This is a genomic window from Chroococcidiopsis sp. [FACHB-1243] (assembly GCF_014696895.1).
In the GTDB taxonomy this organism is placed as follows: Bacteria; Cyanobacteriota; Cyanobacteriia; order Cyanobacteriales; family Chroococcidiopsidaceae; genus Chroococcidiopsis.
Genome location: NZ_JACJQX010000005.1, coordinates 205538 through 219565 on the forward strand (window position 1 = coordinate 205538; position 14028 = coordinate 219565).

Annotated in this window: 21 protein-coding genes, 1 tRNA gene and 1 pseudogene; 6 read left to right on the plus strand and 17 right to left on the minus strand. The window is 44.7% G+C overall.

Features of this window, described 5'->3' with window-relative positions:
• Window positions 1-123: 123 nt before the first annotated feature.
• The 5 genes and pseudogenes from H6G17_RS05900 to H6G17_RS05920 form a co-directional block, all read right to left on the minus strand.
• Window positions 124-549, minus strand: coding sequence for a CAAD domain-containing protein (locus tag H6G17_RS05900; protein ID WP_106547809.1), 426 nt, complete (start codon window positions 547-549; stop codon window positions 124-126).
• 220 nt (window positions 550-769) lie between these two features.
• Entirely contained in the window at window positions 770-1795 is a 1026-nt protein-coding gene (locus H6G17_RS05905) for a 2-hydroxyacid dehydrogenase (RefSeq protein ID WP_192155066.1), read from the minus strand.
• 154 nt (window positions 1796-1949) lie between these two features.
• Window positions 1950-2326: pseudogene (locus tag H6G17_RS33335) on the minus strand (transposase); the annotation flags it as partial.
• On the minus strand, window positions 2304-2447 hold the full coding sequence (locus H6G17_RS33115; RefSeq protein WP_192155068.1) for a hypothetical protein: 144 nt from the start codon (window positions 2445-2447) through the stop codon (window positions 2304-2306). The pseudogene H6G17_RS33335 and the gene H6G17_RS33115, both read right to left, overlap by 23 nt.
• Before the next feature lie 760 nt (window positions 2448-3207).
• Complete coding sequence (locus H6G17_RS05920; RefSeq protein ID WP_206757144.1) at window positions 3208-3480, minus strand: DUF3596 domain-containing protein; 273 nt, start codon at window positions 3478-3480, stop codon at window positions 3208-3210.
• Between the two features lie 99 nt (window positions 3481-3579).
• Here H6G17_RS05920 and H6G17_RS05925 point away from each other — a divergent pair.
• Window positions 3580-3653, plus strand: a tRNA-Val gene (locus H6G17_RS05925).
• Between the two features lie 349 nt (window positions 3654-4002).
• Here the strand turns inward: H6G17_RS05925 and H6G17_RS05930 are convergent.
• The 4 genes from H6G17_RS05930 to H6G17_RS05945 form a co-directional block, all read right to left on the minus strand.
• On the minus strand, window positions 4003-4407 hold the full coding sequence (locus tag H6G17_RS05930) for a hypothetical protein (RefSeq protein WP_192155072.1): 405 nt from the start codon (window positions 4405-4407) through the stop codon (window positions 4003-4005).
• Between the two features lie 10 nt (window positions 4408-4417).
• Window positions 4418-5281 carry a hypothetical protein gene (locus H6G17_RS05935; RefSeq protein WP_192155074.1) on the minus strand — a complete coding sequence of 288 codons (864 nt, stop codon included), beginning with the start codon at window positions 5279-5281 and terminating at the stop codon, window positions 4418-4420.
• The gene (locus H6G17_RS05940; protein ID WP_192155076.1) at window positions 5247-6134 is read right to left on the minus strand and encodes a hypothetical protein; all 888 of its coding nucleotides are present in this window, start codon (window positions 6132-6134) and stop codon (window positions 5247-5249) included. Before H6G17_RS05940 ends, H6G17_RS05935 begins: the two co-directional genes overlap by 35 nt.
• 212 nt (window positions 6135-6346) lie before the next feature.
• Window positions 6347-6613: a hypothetical protein gene (locus H6G17_RS05945; RefSeq protein ID WP_192155078.1), complete on the minus strand. Its 267-nt coding sequence runs from the start codon at window positions 6611-6613 to the stop codon at window positions 6347-6349.
• Window positions 6614-7043: 430 nt separating this feature from the next.
• On the opposite strand from H6G17_RS05945, the gene H6G17_RS05950 reads away from it, so the two are divergent.
• The 3 genes from H6G17_RS05950 (at window position 7044) to H6G17_RS05960 (ending at window position 8154) form a co-directional block, all read left to right on the plus strand.
• A complete protein-coding gene (locus tag H6G17_RS05950; protein WP_192155080.1) occupies window positions 7044-7202 on the plus strand; it encodes a ribbon-helix-helix protein, CopG family in 159 nt (52 codons plus the stop codon).
• On the plus strand, window positions 7192-7593 hold the full coding sequence (locus H6G17_RS05955; RefSeq protein WP_192155082.1) for a hypothetical protein: 402 nt from the start codon (window positions 7192-7194) through the stop codon (window positions 7591-7593). Before H6G17_RS05950 ends, H6G17_RS05955 begins: the two co-directional genes overlap by 11 nt.
• Before the next feature lie 378 nt (window positions 7594-7971).
• The gene (locus H6G17_RS05960; protein WP_192155084.1) at window positions 7972-8154 is read left to right on the plus strand and encodes a hypothetical protein; all 183 of its coding nucleotides are present in this window, start codon (window positions 7972-7974) and stop codon (window positions 8152-8154) included.
• Here H6G17_RS05960 and H6G17_RS05965 read toward each other — a convergent pair.
• Genes H6G17_RS05965 through H6G17_RS06000 form a run of 8 tightly spaced genes read right to left on the minus strand, consistent with a single transcriptional unit; the run spans window position 8148 to window position 12134 of the window.
• Window positions 8148-8336, minus strand: a complete 189-nt coding sequence (locus tag H6G17_RS05965; RefSeq protein ID WP_192155087.1) for a hypothetical protein — start codon at window positions 8334-8336, stop codon at window positions 8148-8150. The two genes, H6G17_RS05960 and H6G17_RS05965, sit on opposite strands and share 7 nt — an antisense overlap.
• Before the next feature lie 34 nt (window positions 8337-8370).
• Window positions 8371-8673, minus strand: a complete 303-nt coding sequence (locus tag H6G17_RS05970; RefSeq protein WP_192155089.1) for a hypothetical protein — start codon at window positions 8671-8673, stop codon at window positions 8371-8373.
• A gap of 3 nt (window positions 8674-8676) precedes the next feature.
• Complete coding sequence (locus tag H6G17_RS05975) at window positions 8677-8937, minus strand: hypothetical protein (protein WP_192155091.1); 261 nt, start codon at window positions 8935-8937, stop codon at window positions 8677-8679.
• Between the two features lie 46 nt (window positions 8938-8983).
• Window positions 8984-10036 (minus strand): hypothetical protein, encoded by a 1053-nt coding sequence (locus H6G17_RS05980; RefSeq protein ID WP_192155093.1) that lies wholly within the window; start codon window positions 10034-10036, stop codon window positions 8984-8986.
• Entirely contained in the window at window positions 10036-10761 is a 726-nt protein-coding gene (locus tag H6G17_RS05985) for a hypothetical protein (RefSeq protein ID WP_192155095.1), read from the minus strand. Before H6G17_RS05985 ends, H6G17_RS05980 begins: the two co-directional genes overlap by 1 nt.
• A gap of 29 nt (window positions 10762-10790) precedes the next feature.
• Window positions 10791-11093 carry a hypothetical protein gene (locus tag H6G17_RS05990; RefSeq protein WP_192155096.1) on the minus strand — a complete coding sequence of 101 codons (303 nt, stop codon included), beginning with the start codon at window positions 11091-11093 and terminating at the stop codon, window positions 10791-10793.
• The gene (locus tag H6G17_RS05995; protein WP_192155098.1) at window positions 11080-11796 is read right to left on the minus strand and encodes a hypothetical protein; all 717 of its coding nucleotides are present in this window, start codon (window positions 11794-11796) and stop codon (window positions 11080-11082) included. Before H6G17_RS05995 ends, H6G17_RS05990 begins: the two co-directional genes overlap by 14 nt.
• On the minus strand, window positions 11796-12134 hold the full coding sequence (locus H6G17_RS06000; protein ID WP_192155100.1) for a hypothetical protein: 339 nt from the start codon (window positions 12132-12134) through the stop codon (window positions 11796-11798). The genes H6G17_RS05995 and H6G17_RS06000 overlap by 1 nt, the downstream gene beginning before the upstream one ends.
• A 797-nt stretch (window positions 12135-12931) precedes the next feature.
• Between H6G17_RS06000 and H6G17_RS06005 the strand changes: the two genes are divergently transcribed.
• Both H6G17_RS06005 and H6G17_RS06010 read left to right on the plus strand, forming a co-directional pair.
• The gene (locus H6G17_RS06005; protein ID WP_192155102.1) at window positions 12932-13318 is read left to right on the plus strand and encodes a hypothetical protein; all 387 of its coding nucleotides are present in this window, start codon (window positions 12932-12934) and stop codon (window positions 13316-13318) included.
• A 198-nt stretch (window positions 13319-13516) separates the two neighbouring features.
• Entirely contained in the window at window positions 13517-13930 is a 414-nt protein-coding gene (locus H6G17_RS06010; RefSeq protein WP_199316536.1) for a response regulator, read from the plus strand.
• Window positions 13931-14028 lie beyond the last annotated feature (98 nt).

The window sequence follows — 14028 nt, forward strand, 5'->3', positions numbered from 1 at the left end:
CTAGTCACCAGTCACTTCACTGTCAACTGACAACTGAAAAAGCGATCGCGCTAAGACAAATCGTATTGGGCGATCGCTTTTATTTGTTTGTGTTTTTATGCAGATCTCCGCTACTGCTGCGGACTATTTCTTGCTACCAACGACTTGACTGGTAATAGCTTGAATTTCTTGCCCCAATTCTTCCCGTGTCTCTACTTTGAGTAGGTAACGATAGACAAACCAAGCAGAATAACCGATCCCGATTAATTCAAAAGTTGGTGCAAGCAGAGGAATATCATTGAGAGCATCTAAGATTGCCAAAACGACTTTAACAGTGACAAATGCTGCCACAATCAAGATAGCAACAGTAATTGGCTTTTGGTTTTCGTTATAAAACTTGGCAATGTATTCTGGTAGTTCGTCCAGAAAGGCTCGGACTTGAGCGCCGAGTTTTTTCAATTGCGTATTTGACTGAGGCGCGGGAGGAAGCGCCAAAGTGCCTGCGGGTTCGCTAGCTGGCATTCCTTCAGGTGTGGTGGTATATTCTTGTTGTTGTATCTGAGATTCCATAGTTTTACCTTGTTTTTGATGATGACTACTTTAATATCGCTGATTTAGCAACTGTCTGCATGTACTACTGAACTGATTAGTTTGAAAATCAAAAATTCAAAACAAGTTCTTGGTTATTGTTCAAATATACTTAACTTCCACAGACTACTCGATCGACTTCAAGATAGATAAATCAGATCGAGTTAGTCAGCACTTAGATTGTTATAAGTTGTAAATTAAGTTACTTGACATTGCTAGCAACCGCTTGAGGAGACTCTACTTTAATTTGATTAGGACAAGGTTTTCCGCTTTCAAAATCGCTAATATTGGCAAGGGTAGTCTGGGCAATACTAGTCAGTGCATCTTTGGTAAAAAAGGCTTGATGACCAGTAATCAGGACGTTGGGAAACGTCAGCAACCGCTGCAACACGTCATCTTGCACGATGGTGTTTGAGAGATCTTCAAAAAAAATATCTCCTTCTTGCTCGTAGACATCTAAACCAAGATATCCAATTTTACCGGATTTTAAGCCTTTAATAGCTGCTTTTGCGTCGATCAACGCTCCACGACTGGTATTAATTAGCATTACACCTGTTTTCATCATGGCGATCGCTTCAGAATTAACTAAATGGTATGTCTCTGGTGTTAGCGGACAGTGAAGGCTGATAATGTCAGTACGGGCAAATAAGTCCTGAAGCGAGACATACTGCACGCCTAAAGCTTGACAGTTAGGGTTTTGATATTTGTCATACGCTAGCACATGACAGCCGCAAGCATGGAGAATTTGCGCGACGATCGCCCCAATCTTTCCAGTGCCAACGATCCCCGCTGTCTTGCCGTGTAAGTCAAAACCCATCAAACCTTCCAGCGAAAAATTTCCCTCGCGCACGCGATAATGAGTGCGGTAAATTTTACGATTCAGGGCAAGAATTATCCCTAGAGTATATTCTGCTACTGCATAGGGTGAGTAGGCTGGTACGCGCACGACTGGTAAACCTAATTCAGTAGCAGCGATGATATCTATGTTGTTATATCCGGCAGCACGCACAGCAATTAACTTCGTACCGCGATCGGCTAGACAAGTCAAGGTTTGACGATCTAATTGGTCGTTGACAAAGACGCAAACTACTGGATAGTCTTTTGCTAAAATGCTCGTTTCGCAGGTCAGACGAGGTTCAAAAAATGCCAGTTCGTGTTTGTATTCGGCGTTAGCAGTTTCTAAAAAGGTGCGATCGTAGGATTTGGTGCTAAATACAGCAACTTTCATCCTTGTTCCTCTACTCAGTACGTCAACAGTGAAAAGTCAATATCGAAAAGTCAACAGTCAAAAAAGTGCACTTTTAGCTGTTGTGCTGTTGTAAAGATTTGACACTCCTCGTCCTAAAGTCAGAGGATTCTTGGTTCAGAGACATAACTTAACTTCACAGGATTGCTCCAATGAAGCCAGAGGCTCCCATCTCCCCAAGCTTATAAGATTCCGTTTGCCCAACGGTACTTAGTCCTTTTTGCAAGATATTAATCGCTACATTAATGTCCCTATCTTCCACACAATTACAATGAGGACAAACATGAGTTCTAGTAGATAGAGACTTCTGCACTTTTCTACCACAGGTTGAGCAATTTTGACTGTTATGAGGGTTACCTTCCCGTATTTATAGCCAAAATCATCTAACCAACGGCGGAAAGTTGACCAACTAGTGTCAAGAATCGATTTGGATAAACGCCGATTTTTTACCATGCCTTTCACATTTAAATCTTCATAGGCTACTAAGTCGTTAGACTTGATTAAACGGAGTGCGACTGGAGACACACTCCAGGTCGGGAAACAGGCGCTCGTATTCCTCTAAGGGCAAAGCTGCCAGAAGGCGGTTTTTCGCCGGAATTGGGGATGGTTTGGACGACGCAAACATTAAAAACATCGGTGCGCTCGGGTTGAGAACGGATGACTGACGGGATGAAAAGACCTCTCTAGCTCGCTCTCAATGTTGACAGCAAATTCGGATGACTTAGGCAACAGTACAAACGCTTATAGCAATCCTTGGATCTATTGCTAGAAAAAAGTTCCTCTAGCTGGAGGGCGATCGCACTTGACGCTCTCTATCAAAAGCGTTCCACTATACGGGTTGAAAATCTATTCCCTATGTCAGCCACATTACTTTACTGCCTAATTTAGTTCCTCGCCTAAAGGGATGAACCCGTGTTAAGTCTGCCTGTGTTCTCCAATACAAACAAGCTCTTGGTGGAGTGCTAACGGGGCTTATATTTTCTGAATTCGTTCCCACATAGACGACCAAGTAAAGATCGCTGTTTTCAATTTTTTTGTAGCTTAAACGAGAGCATAGCAATATGTCTGAGATCTGACATAATAAAAGAACTAGTTTATGTCGAATAGCTGACATAACCGTTTTACTTACCACACCCAAGAATATCGGGTATGCGAAGGTTCGCAATGGCTTGCCATTGCGAACCGTGAAACAACATATTCTATGTTGACCAGTAAACAGAAACACAGCAACTCATTTTACTACCCCACTTCCGCCACCGTTCTCAATTTTTCGTTTGACGCTGGTTTTAGGATTCTCTCTCTTCACCGGGTTTATTGTGAGTGCATATTGGTCTGTCGCTGAATCAGCCAACCACTTATCCTTGCATATGCAGATGTCTAGACTGTTCACTATTTTATGCTCTGGTTAGTAGCTGAGACACAGCCCTATTGTTGGGGAGTTCCCGATTGACGGGGTAAACTCTATACCGCTCAAAGGTCTGGTCGAAACGATCGGTTAGTAAATTCAACTCAACTTGCTTGGCTATCAACTTTGCTTTCTTTCTACCTTCATCGTTGTCATGCAAACCAATGTGGTATGCTTTCTGCTTCCCATCGACTCTAAACCTGAGCCTAATGCTATTACGAATAATTTCCATTGATACTGTTCCTTTCTTTGCTCTTGCCATTTGAGTATGTTTTTGAGTACGGCAGAGCAGATATTGGCAGTATCTTTCGGTCGAGTGATTGCATCTCTACCTTTGTCTATGCTATCTTTGTTAATCCACGGACGTATAGCTCAGTTGGTTAGAGCGCTACGTTGACATCGTAGAGGTCACTGGTTCGAATCCAGTTACGTCCATTCCCTAAAACCCTGCTTAAGAAACGTAGCGCCCTAACGTGTCTGCTGGCGGCTGTTTCTGGCTATTCAGCCAGCAGACACAACCAACTGAGCTATACGTCCTAGCTTGATGCCGTCACTTATGTAGGAATTAGTATGCGGTTTTAGTATGCCCTTACTCCATCGGATACACAAAACTTAAAATGGAAGACTGGTCAACGGTCTTATTTGTCTTTCGTTAGTTATTCCCATTCCTTACTTCTATCGATTGACTTCAAGAATTCGGGGTCTTGTAGAGTCCGCACTACTTCCTCCTCTGTCAAGTCCAATGCTTTAGCAAAATCGTCAGCTCGAATTCCTCGTTTGCCGTCTATCCTTTTAAAGCGCAGCTTATCACCTCTAATTCTTTAGGTAGTTCGATATATCCGTATCCTTGCGATTCAGCTTCATCTAGCAGCGTCTTTAGCCCGAACTTGACTGCTCTGTTATAGAGCTGGAATGCAAAGGGGTTATCTAGTTCATCGGCTTCGTAGCTCACCCACTCCCAGAACGTGTTAATCAGAACTGCTCTAACTGGCGTGTCCTTCCAGGCGATGAAATCAAAAACTAGGTATCCGTTTGCATCCAACCACCTCTGGAGTTGGTCTTCTGTTTTCTGTACTGACCTGGCTGCTGACTTGACTTCGATGTACTCTCGTTTCCGGTACTCGAACAACCAAACTCTTGCCACTCCCAGCAAATCGCGCTCAACCATTTCTACCGATATTGTTTTCATGTGTTTCCTCCTATTGCTGCGGGTTAACCTGTTCTCGTTCGTACAATTGAATTGCTTTACTCGATATTTCCTCGGCTCTGAGGTGTCTATCCTGCTTCACCACTTCCTTGACACAACTCCACAACCTGGTGACTTTTTGCTTGAATTCAGTCACGGTTTTGATGGCTACTGGTTCTGTTTTACGAATGGGGCGATTGCCATACAGCAGGTATTCACCCAATACCTTCCCTACTGCGTAAGCTTTTCTGTCGTCCAGTTCTCGAATTTTTACCTCTTTCTTGAGAAAATATGCTGCTACTGCGTTTATTGTCTGGATTGGGCTAGCGCCTGACGTGAGCGCCACTCTAATGTAATCATCTGCATCGGGGCTTTTCGTGTGCTTGTGGACGAGGATGCTGTTGCGCTCAGGCTTGGAGACTCGGCGAGAACCGTTATCGGCTAGGATTAGCTCTGGGATGTCTTCTCGCTCCACGTCTTTCAGCAACTCAACTCGAACCAACTGCTCGAATATCTGTTCCCCTAACCCTGTATGACTGCCTATCTTGCCCAGCACATCTGTAATCGCGAATAACCTGTGTCTACCACCGATTAGATATGGCTTTCCTATCAACTTTTCTTTAGCTATTCTTGGATTTTGAAACATCCAGCCGTCAGTCAAGAATATTTGCTTGCTCAACTTGTTGACGTTGGACTGTACGAATGGAATCATCTCAATGTCGAAAAATTCCTGACTGTTGGCGTATGCCTGCTGTATCTGCCTGATTGATAAAAACTCCGACCCGTATCTTTGAAACCACTCAGCAAAGCACTTTTTACTGCTCCAGTCGAATCTTTTGTCTTCAGCCAATGCTTTTATCTGCTTGTCGCTCAACATTGTTTTTCTCTCCTACTCTTTTCTGCAAGTCAGTATTAAAATAGTCGCGCAACCCCCCTTTCAAGGCACGGATAAGCATTTCTAGCGGGGTGGTTTTGTTTCTCTTGGCGATGTCGTACAGTTTCTCCTCGCTCTCCTCTGAGATTTGAATTTGAAACTGCCAGGAATCGTATTGACTCGTTTCCTTGACGCTGATATAACTAATAACCTGTAGCTGCTCCTCACCCTCGTTAGCGGTTTCTACTACCTCGTCAGGTTCGGTAGTGAAGTCAGTTGTCTTCACTTTTTCTATTTCTGTATTTTGTGATACATTTTCTTCAGCCTGCGGGAAGGCTTTAGGCTGGGGAGTATCCACCTGCATATCATGATTTTCATGGCTTTCGATTACATCGGCTTCAAGCGTGTGAAGCTGCTCTGGGGGACATTTCTTAATCCCAGAATTGTCTCGGTGTTTTCTTTTCTTTGCTGCTTCAAGGGATGGATTAGCTTTCTTCTCTGCTCGAAACTGTCTATACTGTTCTAGGGAGTTGAGCCATCCGTATGCTGTTTTTGGCTCTATCTCTAACCCTTTTGCAATAAACTCTTCTATCGCTTCTTTTGCAGTGCATCCCCGACTTTCAATCTCTTTAAAAAGCCACAGGCTAAATTCTTCTCGTAAGGTACTTCCGTCTTTTAAAAGCTTGTAGCTGGTTTGAATAGCCCAGTTAGCCCACTCAATCGTTCCATACTCCGGTGTTGTGGCTAGAGCCGAGCCTTTCTCGTCACTGGTAGCAACTACCCTTCTCTGCTTGGACTTGGCAGTGGCTATAGCATTTTGCTTCGACCCAATATCGATGAAATCATTTGTCGTCATAAATCTTCCCCTACATCATCTGCGACTTGGAGCAGCACAATTACGGTTGCTCCTGCGAATACTCCTGCCGTGAACATCAAAAACAAGAACCACATATCTTCAACTCCTGAATACTGAGTTCTGTGAATCCTGAGTAAGGAAGGGCTAGCGAACCACCAGCTAGCCCAGTTACAGAGGAATACAGCTCACTCCTCACACCAAAAACCTGTCAACTATTCCCAAGCCTTGCTGAATTCATTTACCAGCCAGTCATAATCGGCTCTGGCAGCTTCGTCATAGGCTATGCGGTACAAGTCTCTTCTCCTGTCTTCCTTGGACAGCTTCAGGACTGCTGACTGTGCCAGCGTCAAATAATCAACTGCATCGTCTGCTGATGGGTGATTCACGTCAGCGCACATCTGACACAGCTTAGCCGTCAATATCTCCAACTCCAAAGCCATCTTTCGGCTTTCTTCTACGCTCAACTTATCCCGCGACATATACTTACTCCGAATAAAATTTGGTTGGAGTCCTCTTGCTTTTCCACAACTCGACTGCCATTGACCTGCCCCTAACCCGATGGTGTTGCCCTCGTCGCCTAGATGCCTATCGGGGATTAAGCCAAGTATCCGCAGTCAACCGTTGTGGGTGCGACTTTTGCCTCGGACTCTGTACAAGCAGCAAGCCTGTAGAGAATCGTAGGCTACTGGGCTTTCACCAGCTTTCCTAGTTGCATATCCTCCTAGCGGAGTGAGGCACGGGGTTGATATTCTGTTGGTTTCGATTTCTGTTTCCTGAGAGGTGGGTGTTTATCTCTTCCTTGTCCTCTTATCTCTATAATAGTAGTACCTGGTATTACCATATAAAACTGACACAATACTTTACAGCAATCTGCACTACCTGGTAGTATTGACAGAGAGGAGGGAAAACATGAGTAAGCAGAAGATAGCCAAGATTTCTATCAGCATTCCAGAGAGTCTACTGGAAGAACTCAGAAAAATGTGCGAAGAAGAACATCGCACGGTTTCAGGGCAGATAGCATTATTGGTAGAGCAGGCTATAAAAGCCAGAAAGGGCGATGCTAGTTAACACACCAGCTCTACTGAAAGACCTGCTGGCGCTGCTTCCTGATGTCTTGCCTAGCGTGTCTATCGACGAGTTGAAGGAGTTGCCGCGCTCCTCTGCCTGCTACCTGTGGATGAAAGAGGATGAGGTTTTATACGTTGGCTTAACTGGAAATATGCACTTTCGTTGGAACAATCCCAAGCCGATGAAGCTAGAGCAACTTCGTAAAAGAGGAGCCACTAGGGTTAGCTGGATAAGCCTGAAGCAGGGCAGGCGTTTTGACGAAATGGACGATGAGAAAATCCTAGAAGCAGTTTTGATACAGTTGTATCAGCCACCGCTAAATATTGAATGGCATCCTGGTAAGAAATTCCTATGGGCAGACCGAAAAAGACCGAGCAAGAGATTAACCTAGACACAGCAAAGCACCCCTCGATTAGACCTGGGGTGCTTGCCTGCTTTATGCATCTCACTGCTTTAGCATTTCAAGTTTAACAACAGCCGAAAAATTATTCACCTATTTAGTTTTAGATTCTACATATACCTGTAATTCTTATTAGAGCGGTCGCTATAAAATATTTCCATAATGTTAGACCGCGACCGCAGAAAATAGGCTATGAAAATGCCCCTCTATGCAAGTGAAGGGGCAGTGTTATAAGGTAAAACCAGAACTAGTAATGAGGAGGTAAACGCTTCTTATATAAAGTTAGGTATAGTAGCTAAATATAGGCTAGAACGGGCTTGCAGGCTTACTTCTATTATAATAAATTTATCTACAGACTTGGTAAATATCATGTCAGAAATTCAAATTAGAGCGCACCAACTCCAGCAGTTTCCAGAAAAGGGAGATGTGTTTGTAGACCCCACTACACCACCAGCAATGACAGTCAAGAGATACAGAATTAAGGGTACTGGCTTCATTGTGAATCAGCTACCCCCTGGCGCTCGAATGGAAGACTTGGAAGAGATTCAATAATCTATCTTCGGCTTATTTTCCTGTGGTTTAGAGTTGCCAGTATCGCTCTCAAATTTGAGGTTAAGGTTAGAAGTACCGTTACTATTAGCCCAACTCCAATTCGTCTTTGGGTCACGCTTGAAATCTGGGATTTGTGTTTCGTAGCGGCGTGGTGTGTCGCCGTTGTTGGAACTTTTAGCCATTGTTTTTTCCTCCTGTGGATATCTCTATTTTCTCTCAACCCAACGTCACAATGACCTGATAATTTGCGAAGGCAGAAGCAGCACTTTCCAGCACTCTCACCACACCACCTTGATGCATATCAAAACGGTACAAAGTGTTAACGGGCAACAGAAATCCGTTAGTGCCTGATGGGGTGCTACCGTCTAGCGTGAGCCTCACGGGTTGTCCCTCGAAGCTAATCAATATGCCAGTAGCGGTTGATGGCAGTGTAATTGTTTGAGCCGTGGTCAGAGCCACCCTGGTCATCGCTCCCACTACTCGAAAGGACTCGTTAGTCTTGAATGCGTTAGATGTCATGATTTACCCCCTGTACACGATTAAACCTTTACCAATCAGCGCATCCACCAGCCCTGATAGTTCCTCGTAATCTTTGTCAGACAGGGCAGTAATGATGCCGACAGGTACGAACTTTTCGTGTTTGAGCGCATCCTTCAGCCGCATGATTAGGATTGCCCTGTCAGCGGCAGCCAACACCTCTTTTGGAACCGCCTTGTTATAGTTCTCGTGCCTGATAACGCGGTGAGCGTGCGGCAGCTTGTTGGTGTTAATGCCTTGTTTCATCCTGCCCCCTGAATTTATGCATCCAGCTATATCCACCACTCCAAATCTAAGCATTGAAATCAATTTTCTTGGCAACGTACCAAGCAGTTATACGGTCAGCATTCTTGGCATAGTCGTCAGGTGACAGCTTATCAATCCAGCTCTGACGTAAGAAACCTCTTGGAGTCAGAGCGGTATTGCTGAAGCCTTGCGTATTTCTCTTCGGCTGCTGGCGTTGTGTTTTGGAGCGGTCGCCATGATACTTATCATTGACCGCGACATCAGGTTTGGGTTGAGTCTGCTGTTGTCGCCGAGAGATGATGCGCAGATGCATAGCCCAGAAACCAGCTATGGGGTCAGTGTATTTCTCGTGTTCTTCCGGCGATAAGCTTTCAAATTCATCAATTACACCATTCAGGATTTTCGACCACTCGTCATTACTCACCTTGGGGAAATAGGTATGACGGATGCGGTCTACATCATTGAGAGCTGCCACAGAATCATAATCACCAGCAGCATCAAGATTAGTGCCAAGAAAGCTCTGCTCGATTAGGGCGAGGTCATCAGCAGTTAGTTTGTGGTGGTAAACGTATGCCCGTGCTGTATCTTCGTCCAGTCCCCACACCTCATTAGCTAGCTGCAACTGCTGAGGAGATAATCGCATACTCATATATGCATCGTCGTCGCTATCGAGATACTGCTGAAATCCCGAATCTTCCCAGCCATATTCGAGACTAGCAGCAACCAGCCGAGCGTTCTGACCTTGGACTTGCTCGGCTTGTTCTTGCGGTTGTTCGGCTTTTTGTTTCTGGATTAGGTATTGCTCGTAATCAACTTCCTGCTGAGGGCGAGTGTCTACAGGCTTGGCTTGCTGGCGTGGCTGCACGTTCATCCACATTTCTTGTTCGTAGAATGTGGAGGGTGTAGCATCTCTAATCTGCTGCTCGTATTGCCAAGGCGTGTAGGCGGTGGGATTGGCAAGCTCGGCACTCACCTCTGGACCAAGCTCGATACCATGCTTTTGTGCAAGAGCGGCAGCATCCCTAAGCGATTGCTGTGCTTGCTGCTGTTGTACCGCACCTGCTGCGATAACTGCATCATACGAATGTTCCTGAGACATTATGCTGGCTCCTGCGGCGACCGCTCCAAAGGTTGTCTATGCTCGTCGCTGCGCTGTGGCAGATTTTTACTAATGCGCTTGGCGATAGATTTAACCATCTGCTCCTGCTGCCGTTCTTCTCGCTCGGTAAATCGTTTGAGCCTGTCAGCGTTAGAGTTGGTGGGAGCGACGTAAATCTTGTCGAATGCCCTATCCACAGCTTGATGGATGCTATCGTCCGTAGTGAGTTGGAAGTATTCGCACAGGCGATAGAATTCGTTCCAGAGACGTGTCGGGAGCATGAAAGTACTGCACTGCTTGGTTACAGTACCCGCTGTCATACCTTCCACCACATTCAGCATTCGCTTGATTGGGATGTACTTGCGGATGATGGTCGTCTCTGTGGTGACATAATGCTCGACCTTGCCACCTACCTGCTTGAAATTCATAGTCAAGCACTTCTGAAGCGGAACCTTCTTGACCATTTTGTACCAAGATTCTTTCGATTTCGGTTCCTCTAGCCGCACCACATCACGACTGTCGTTAATTAAATCTAAGATTGCCTGCGATAAGAATGTGTCAATATCTTTTTGTTTCCCAACTTCCTTGAATACGGGTTCGGGCAAGCAATAACGCTGACTAATTGCCTTACTGTCCTTGAAATCTTCCAACTTAGAGAACGGTAATGGCTCAGGTGGTGGCTCTTTCATCATGGCTCTATCTGCTAGGCGCTTCACTGCTGGCATTGTCTTTGTTTCCTCCAAAATTATTTGTGCTAGGCTTCTGTATCCGACACACCATCACGAATGACACGAACATTACCACCAAAGGTTTGTCTCTTAATCTCACAAGCCTGGTAGCCTTCAGCAGTGGTGTATTGGGTGTCGAACTTGGCTAGCTGCTGTGGCGATAAACCGCCTTTGTTGTACAAGCGACCACCGATTTCTAAATAGAGATGTTGCATCTCTGGTGGAATATCTTCCATCTTTATCGTCCCAACTCTACCCATCGGCTTGATACGGCTGCGAGTCATGCTGACATTAGGCGCATCGCTAGATTCTTGTTTAGCCTTGGACATCTGTTACACCTCCAGGCACAAAGCCAAAATGCTGCATGATATCGAGGAATTGTTCGCGGGGCATACCCTTCAACATCTTGGTAAACTCTACCATCCGCGCAGATTCGCCGAATTCTCTCGTTTGCTGTTCCTGCCGTAGCTGCTGACGTGCTGTCTCGCGCTCCATGTGCCGCTGTTTCTGAACGCGCTTCTGCAATACCTCCGTTGGACTCCACACCTCATAATCGTCAATGGAGTTGCCACCGCCAGGTTTGTGTCGAACTACCCAGCCCTCTAAATCCTCGCCCATGTTGTAGCGCCGAATCATCTCCAATTTCTGGGCTTGCCGCTCCCAGTCATTTGCATAGCGGCTGCTGAATCTCTTCTGAAGCTCGGCAGAGCGAGATACCACAGGTTCGTCAGAGCGCGGATGCTCCCGTATTTGCTCGTTATCGTGGAATGCTGGCTTGTATCTCTCTTTATCAAGCACTACTGTGGTCATGCCACCTGTAACAGTTGGAGGTGGCAAAGACCTGCCTCTCACCTCTTCCTCCAATTCCTCGGTGGTCTTGGCTGCATCATTGGCATAGAATTTGTCTGGATGATACCACCGCCTATCTTCAAAATCGTAATGGTAGCCAGAGTTGACGAGGTGATGCACCCGCTCGGTGTTAACATTTACACCCAACTCTTGGAGTCGCGCTAAATCTGTGGCTGAAATCATCAATTATCACCCCATCCTAATGTTTTAAGTTTTTCTCGTGCCTGCCGCAGCTCATATCTCGCTTCATTTAAATCTTGCTGAAGGTTTCTCCTACGGGCATCGGATAACGTGAGCTGCATTCTCAACTCGTCAGGACTCTCCACCTTCAAATCTTTGACGAATTCGTGATAGCTGATTTTGTGTTCCTTGAGGGCATAGTGAATCACAGCCCGATGCAGCAACGATGTTGCCGAACAATATTCTACGTTTCCTGCCAGGTGATACACGAACTCTCGCATCAACGGGCTAATAGTCCACGAGAAGACATACTTGGAATCTTTCTTGAATGGGCGAGTCACGCCTTATCCTTGTACACAGAATACTGTATCCATGCCTTATCTATATTGTAATACGTGTATAACGCATTATCCATGAGACATCCGTTCATCATGGAGAACATGGATTATCTGCTGCGATACACGAATTATTCAATGATTAGGTGGCTAACTATCTGGTGAGATGCAGTGAATGGATTCTCATAATCTTTTCATATTTGTATGGGATTCGGTTGTTATCGCCATGATTTACAAATGCAAACACATTCTCATTCTCTACATCTGGCTAATCATCCAGCTCATCCAATATCTGTATACTGCATACAAGGTTACGATAATGAGGATTTGCGCAACCAGCGATAATCCTTGCTATGTCTGCACTAACAGGATTAGTCTTGCATTATCGATACCTTCAGCATTATCAGTGTAGACACCATGTTGTTCGTCCAGCAGCTTACTAGGCGTGACGGGGGGATACGCTGCTGGGACTCCTATATTGCATTACACCTAACAAATTTATGCTAGGGACATTTCTGAGTCTAAGAATTGTCCCCCTGCTACACAACTCTAGACTTGAATATCTGTGACTCCCGCCCTCTCTTCGTTCAGTTGGGTACGGGATGTACTTGTTTGCGCCATTATTGAATATCATCTAATCATAAAGATAATCACCCAGCTCAGAGGCGTGTCAAGAGGCATTGTGACAGTCATCAAGTTGGCTACAAGTGATAAATACAACATTTGTGCTGTTAACTTTCGATAGAAGCTAGTCGTAGTAGGATTAGATATTCTTTTGCTGGTAAACCATTGCTTGTAGCATCATGCCTGAAGTTACAGTGTTTACCAACTTGGAGCAACACACGCTGAAATTCCAAGAACTTGGACTCAAAATAGAGCAATTGGGTAAGGAAATACAAGAACATAACGACCAACTAACCTTGGAATACGGTCAACTGATTGAGGAATGCGGTAAGGTCATTCAGCAGAAAGTAGAAGAAGTAAACATCTATGTCCAAGTAGCGATAGAACTGGCAGAAGAAGCACAAACCAACACCCAAGTAGCGGTAGAACTGGAGGACTATTATACAGACTTGAAGATGCATATTACACGGTCACAGTTGGAAGCAAGAGTTGCATTAATAAATGCACTTAACATTTTCGCTCAGATGATGCAAGAAACAATTAAGCTAGTCGGGAAGCATCTTTAGTATTGCCACCTGAATTGATTCTGGGTGTTGACACAATGAGCCTTAGAGACGCTTTTAGTAAGCTTAAAATAGGTGCTTGATTACCCAATAGACTATACTAGATGTGCCAGAATATACTGTTAGACTGACAGCTTAAAACTGTCTGATGACGTATTGCTTTAGATAGATAGTTTTAGTTATCTTAATAGTAAGTAAAGCTTGTGCTTACTTGAAATTTCTAATAGGAAGAAAATTACGCAACTACAGTACAACTTAAAACAGTCTCTAGTCTTAGTAGTTGATGATGATGAAGATAATTTAGAGCTGCTTGTCCAGCTACTCCAGTTCGTTGAGTGTTCGTTCATTACTGCTGAGGATGGTGAAACAGCAATAACTCTTGCACAAAACTACCACCCAAACTTGATTTTGCTGGATATGATGTTACCTGGCATCAGTGGTGTAGAAGTTGTCAAAAGTCTTCAACAAAATCCTCGAACAAAGGATATTCCCATCGTTGCTGTTACTGCTATTGCTAGGGCAGAATCTCAACAACGATTTCTAGAAGGAGGTTGTCTAGAATGCGTTACCAAGCCTTACAGCATTGATGAGTTAGAAAACATTATCCGTTTCTAAGTAAGTAGACAGGAAAATTTACAAGTATGTAACAAAAAATTAATTAGACTGATTCGAGTGAAATTTAACACGCCTGGTACTATAGTTTCCTCTTTCTC

Bases quoted from the DNA above. Each gene is read 5' to 3' on its own strand.
- H6G17_RS05965 (WP_192155087.1), bottom strand. From the start codon at position 8,336: ATGGCTAAAAGTTCCAACAACGGCGACACACCACGCCGCTACGAAACA.
- H6G17_RS05920 (WP_206757144.1), bottom strand. From the start codon at position 3,480: ATGGCAAGAGCAAAGAAAGGAACAGTATCAATGGAAATTATTCGTAAT.
- H6G17_RS06005 (WP_192155102.1), top strand. From the start codon at position 12,932: ATGCCTGAAGTTACAGTGTTTACCAACTTGGAGCAACACACGCTGAAA.
- H6G17_RS05950 (WP_192155080.1), top strand. From the start codon at position 7,044: ATGAGTAAGCAGAAGATAGCCAAGATTTCTATCAGCATTCCAGAGAGT.
- H6G17_RS05980 (WP_192155093.1), bottom strand. From the start codon at position 10,036: ATGTCTCAGGAACATTCGTATGATGCAGTTATCGCAGCAGGTGCGGTA.
- H6G17_RS05905 (WP_192155066.1), bottom strand. From the start codon at position 1,795: ATGAAAGTTGCTGTATTTAGCACCAAATCCTACGATCGCACCTTTTTA.
- H6G17_RS05975 (WP_192155091.1), bottom strand. From the start codon at position 8,937: ATGAAACAAGGCATTAACACCAACAAGCTGCCGCACGCTCACCGCGTT.
- H6G17_RS05995 (WP_192155098.1), bottom strand. From the start codon at position 11,796: ATGATTTCAGCCACAGATTTAGCGCGACTCCAAGAGTTGGGTGTAAAT.
- H6G17_RS05900 (WP_106547809.1), bottom strand. From the start codon at position 549: ATGGAATCTCAGATACAACAACAAGAATATACCACCACACCTGAAGGA.
- H6G17_RS05935 (WP_192155074.1), bottom strand. From the start codon at position 5,281: ATGTTGAGCGACAAGCAGATAAAAGCATTGGCTGAAGACAAAAGATTC.
- H6G17_RS05960 (WP_192155084.1), top strand. From the start codon at position 7,972: ATGTCAGAAATTCAAATTAGAGCGCACCAACTCCAGCAGTTTCCAGAA.
- H6G17_RS05990 (WP_192155096.1), bottom strand. From the start codon at position 11,093: ATGTCCAAGGCTAAACAAGAATCTAGCGATGCGCCTAATGTCAGCATG.
- H6G17_RS05930 (WP_192155072.1), bottom strand. From the start codon at position 4,407: ATGAAAACAATATCGGTAGAAATGGTTGAGCGCGATTTGCTGGGAGTG.
- H6G17_RS33115 (WP_192155068.1), bottom strand. From the start codon at position 2,447: ATGTTTTTAATGTTTGCGTCGTCCAAACCATCCCCAATTCCGGCGAAA.
- H6G17_RS05955 (WP_192155082.1), top strand. From the start codon at position 7,192: ATGCTAGTTAACACACCAGCTCTACTGAAAGACCTGCTGGCGCTGCTT.
- H6G17_RS05945 (WP_192155078.1), bottom strand. From the start codon at position 6,613: ATGTCGCGGGATAAGTTGAGCGTAGAAGAAAGCCGAAAGATGGCTTTG.
- H6G17_RS05970 (WP_192155089.1), bottom strand. From the start codon at position 8,673: ATGACATCTAACGCATTCAAGACTAACGAGTCCTTTCGAGTAGTGGGA.
- H6G17_RS05985 (WP_192155095.1), bottom strand. From the start codon at position 10,761: ATGCCAGCAGTGAAGCGCCTAGCAGATAGAGCCATGATGAAAGAGCCA.
- H6G17_RS05940 (WP_192155076.1), bottom strand. From the start codon at position 6,134: ATGACGACAAATGATTTCATCGATATTGGGTCGAAGCAAAATGCTATA.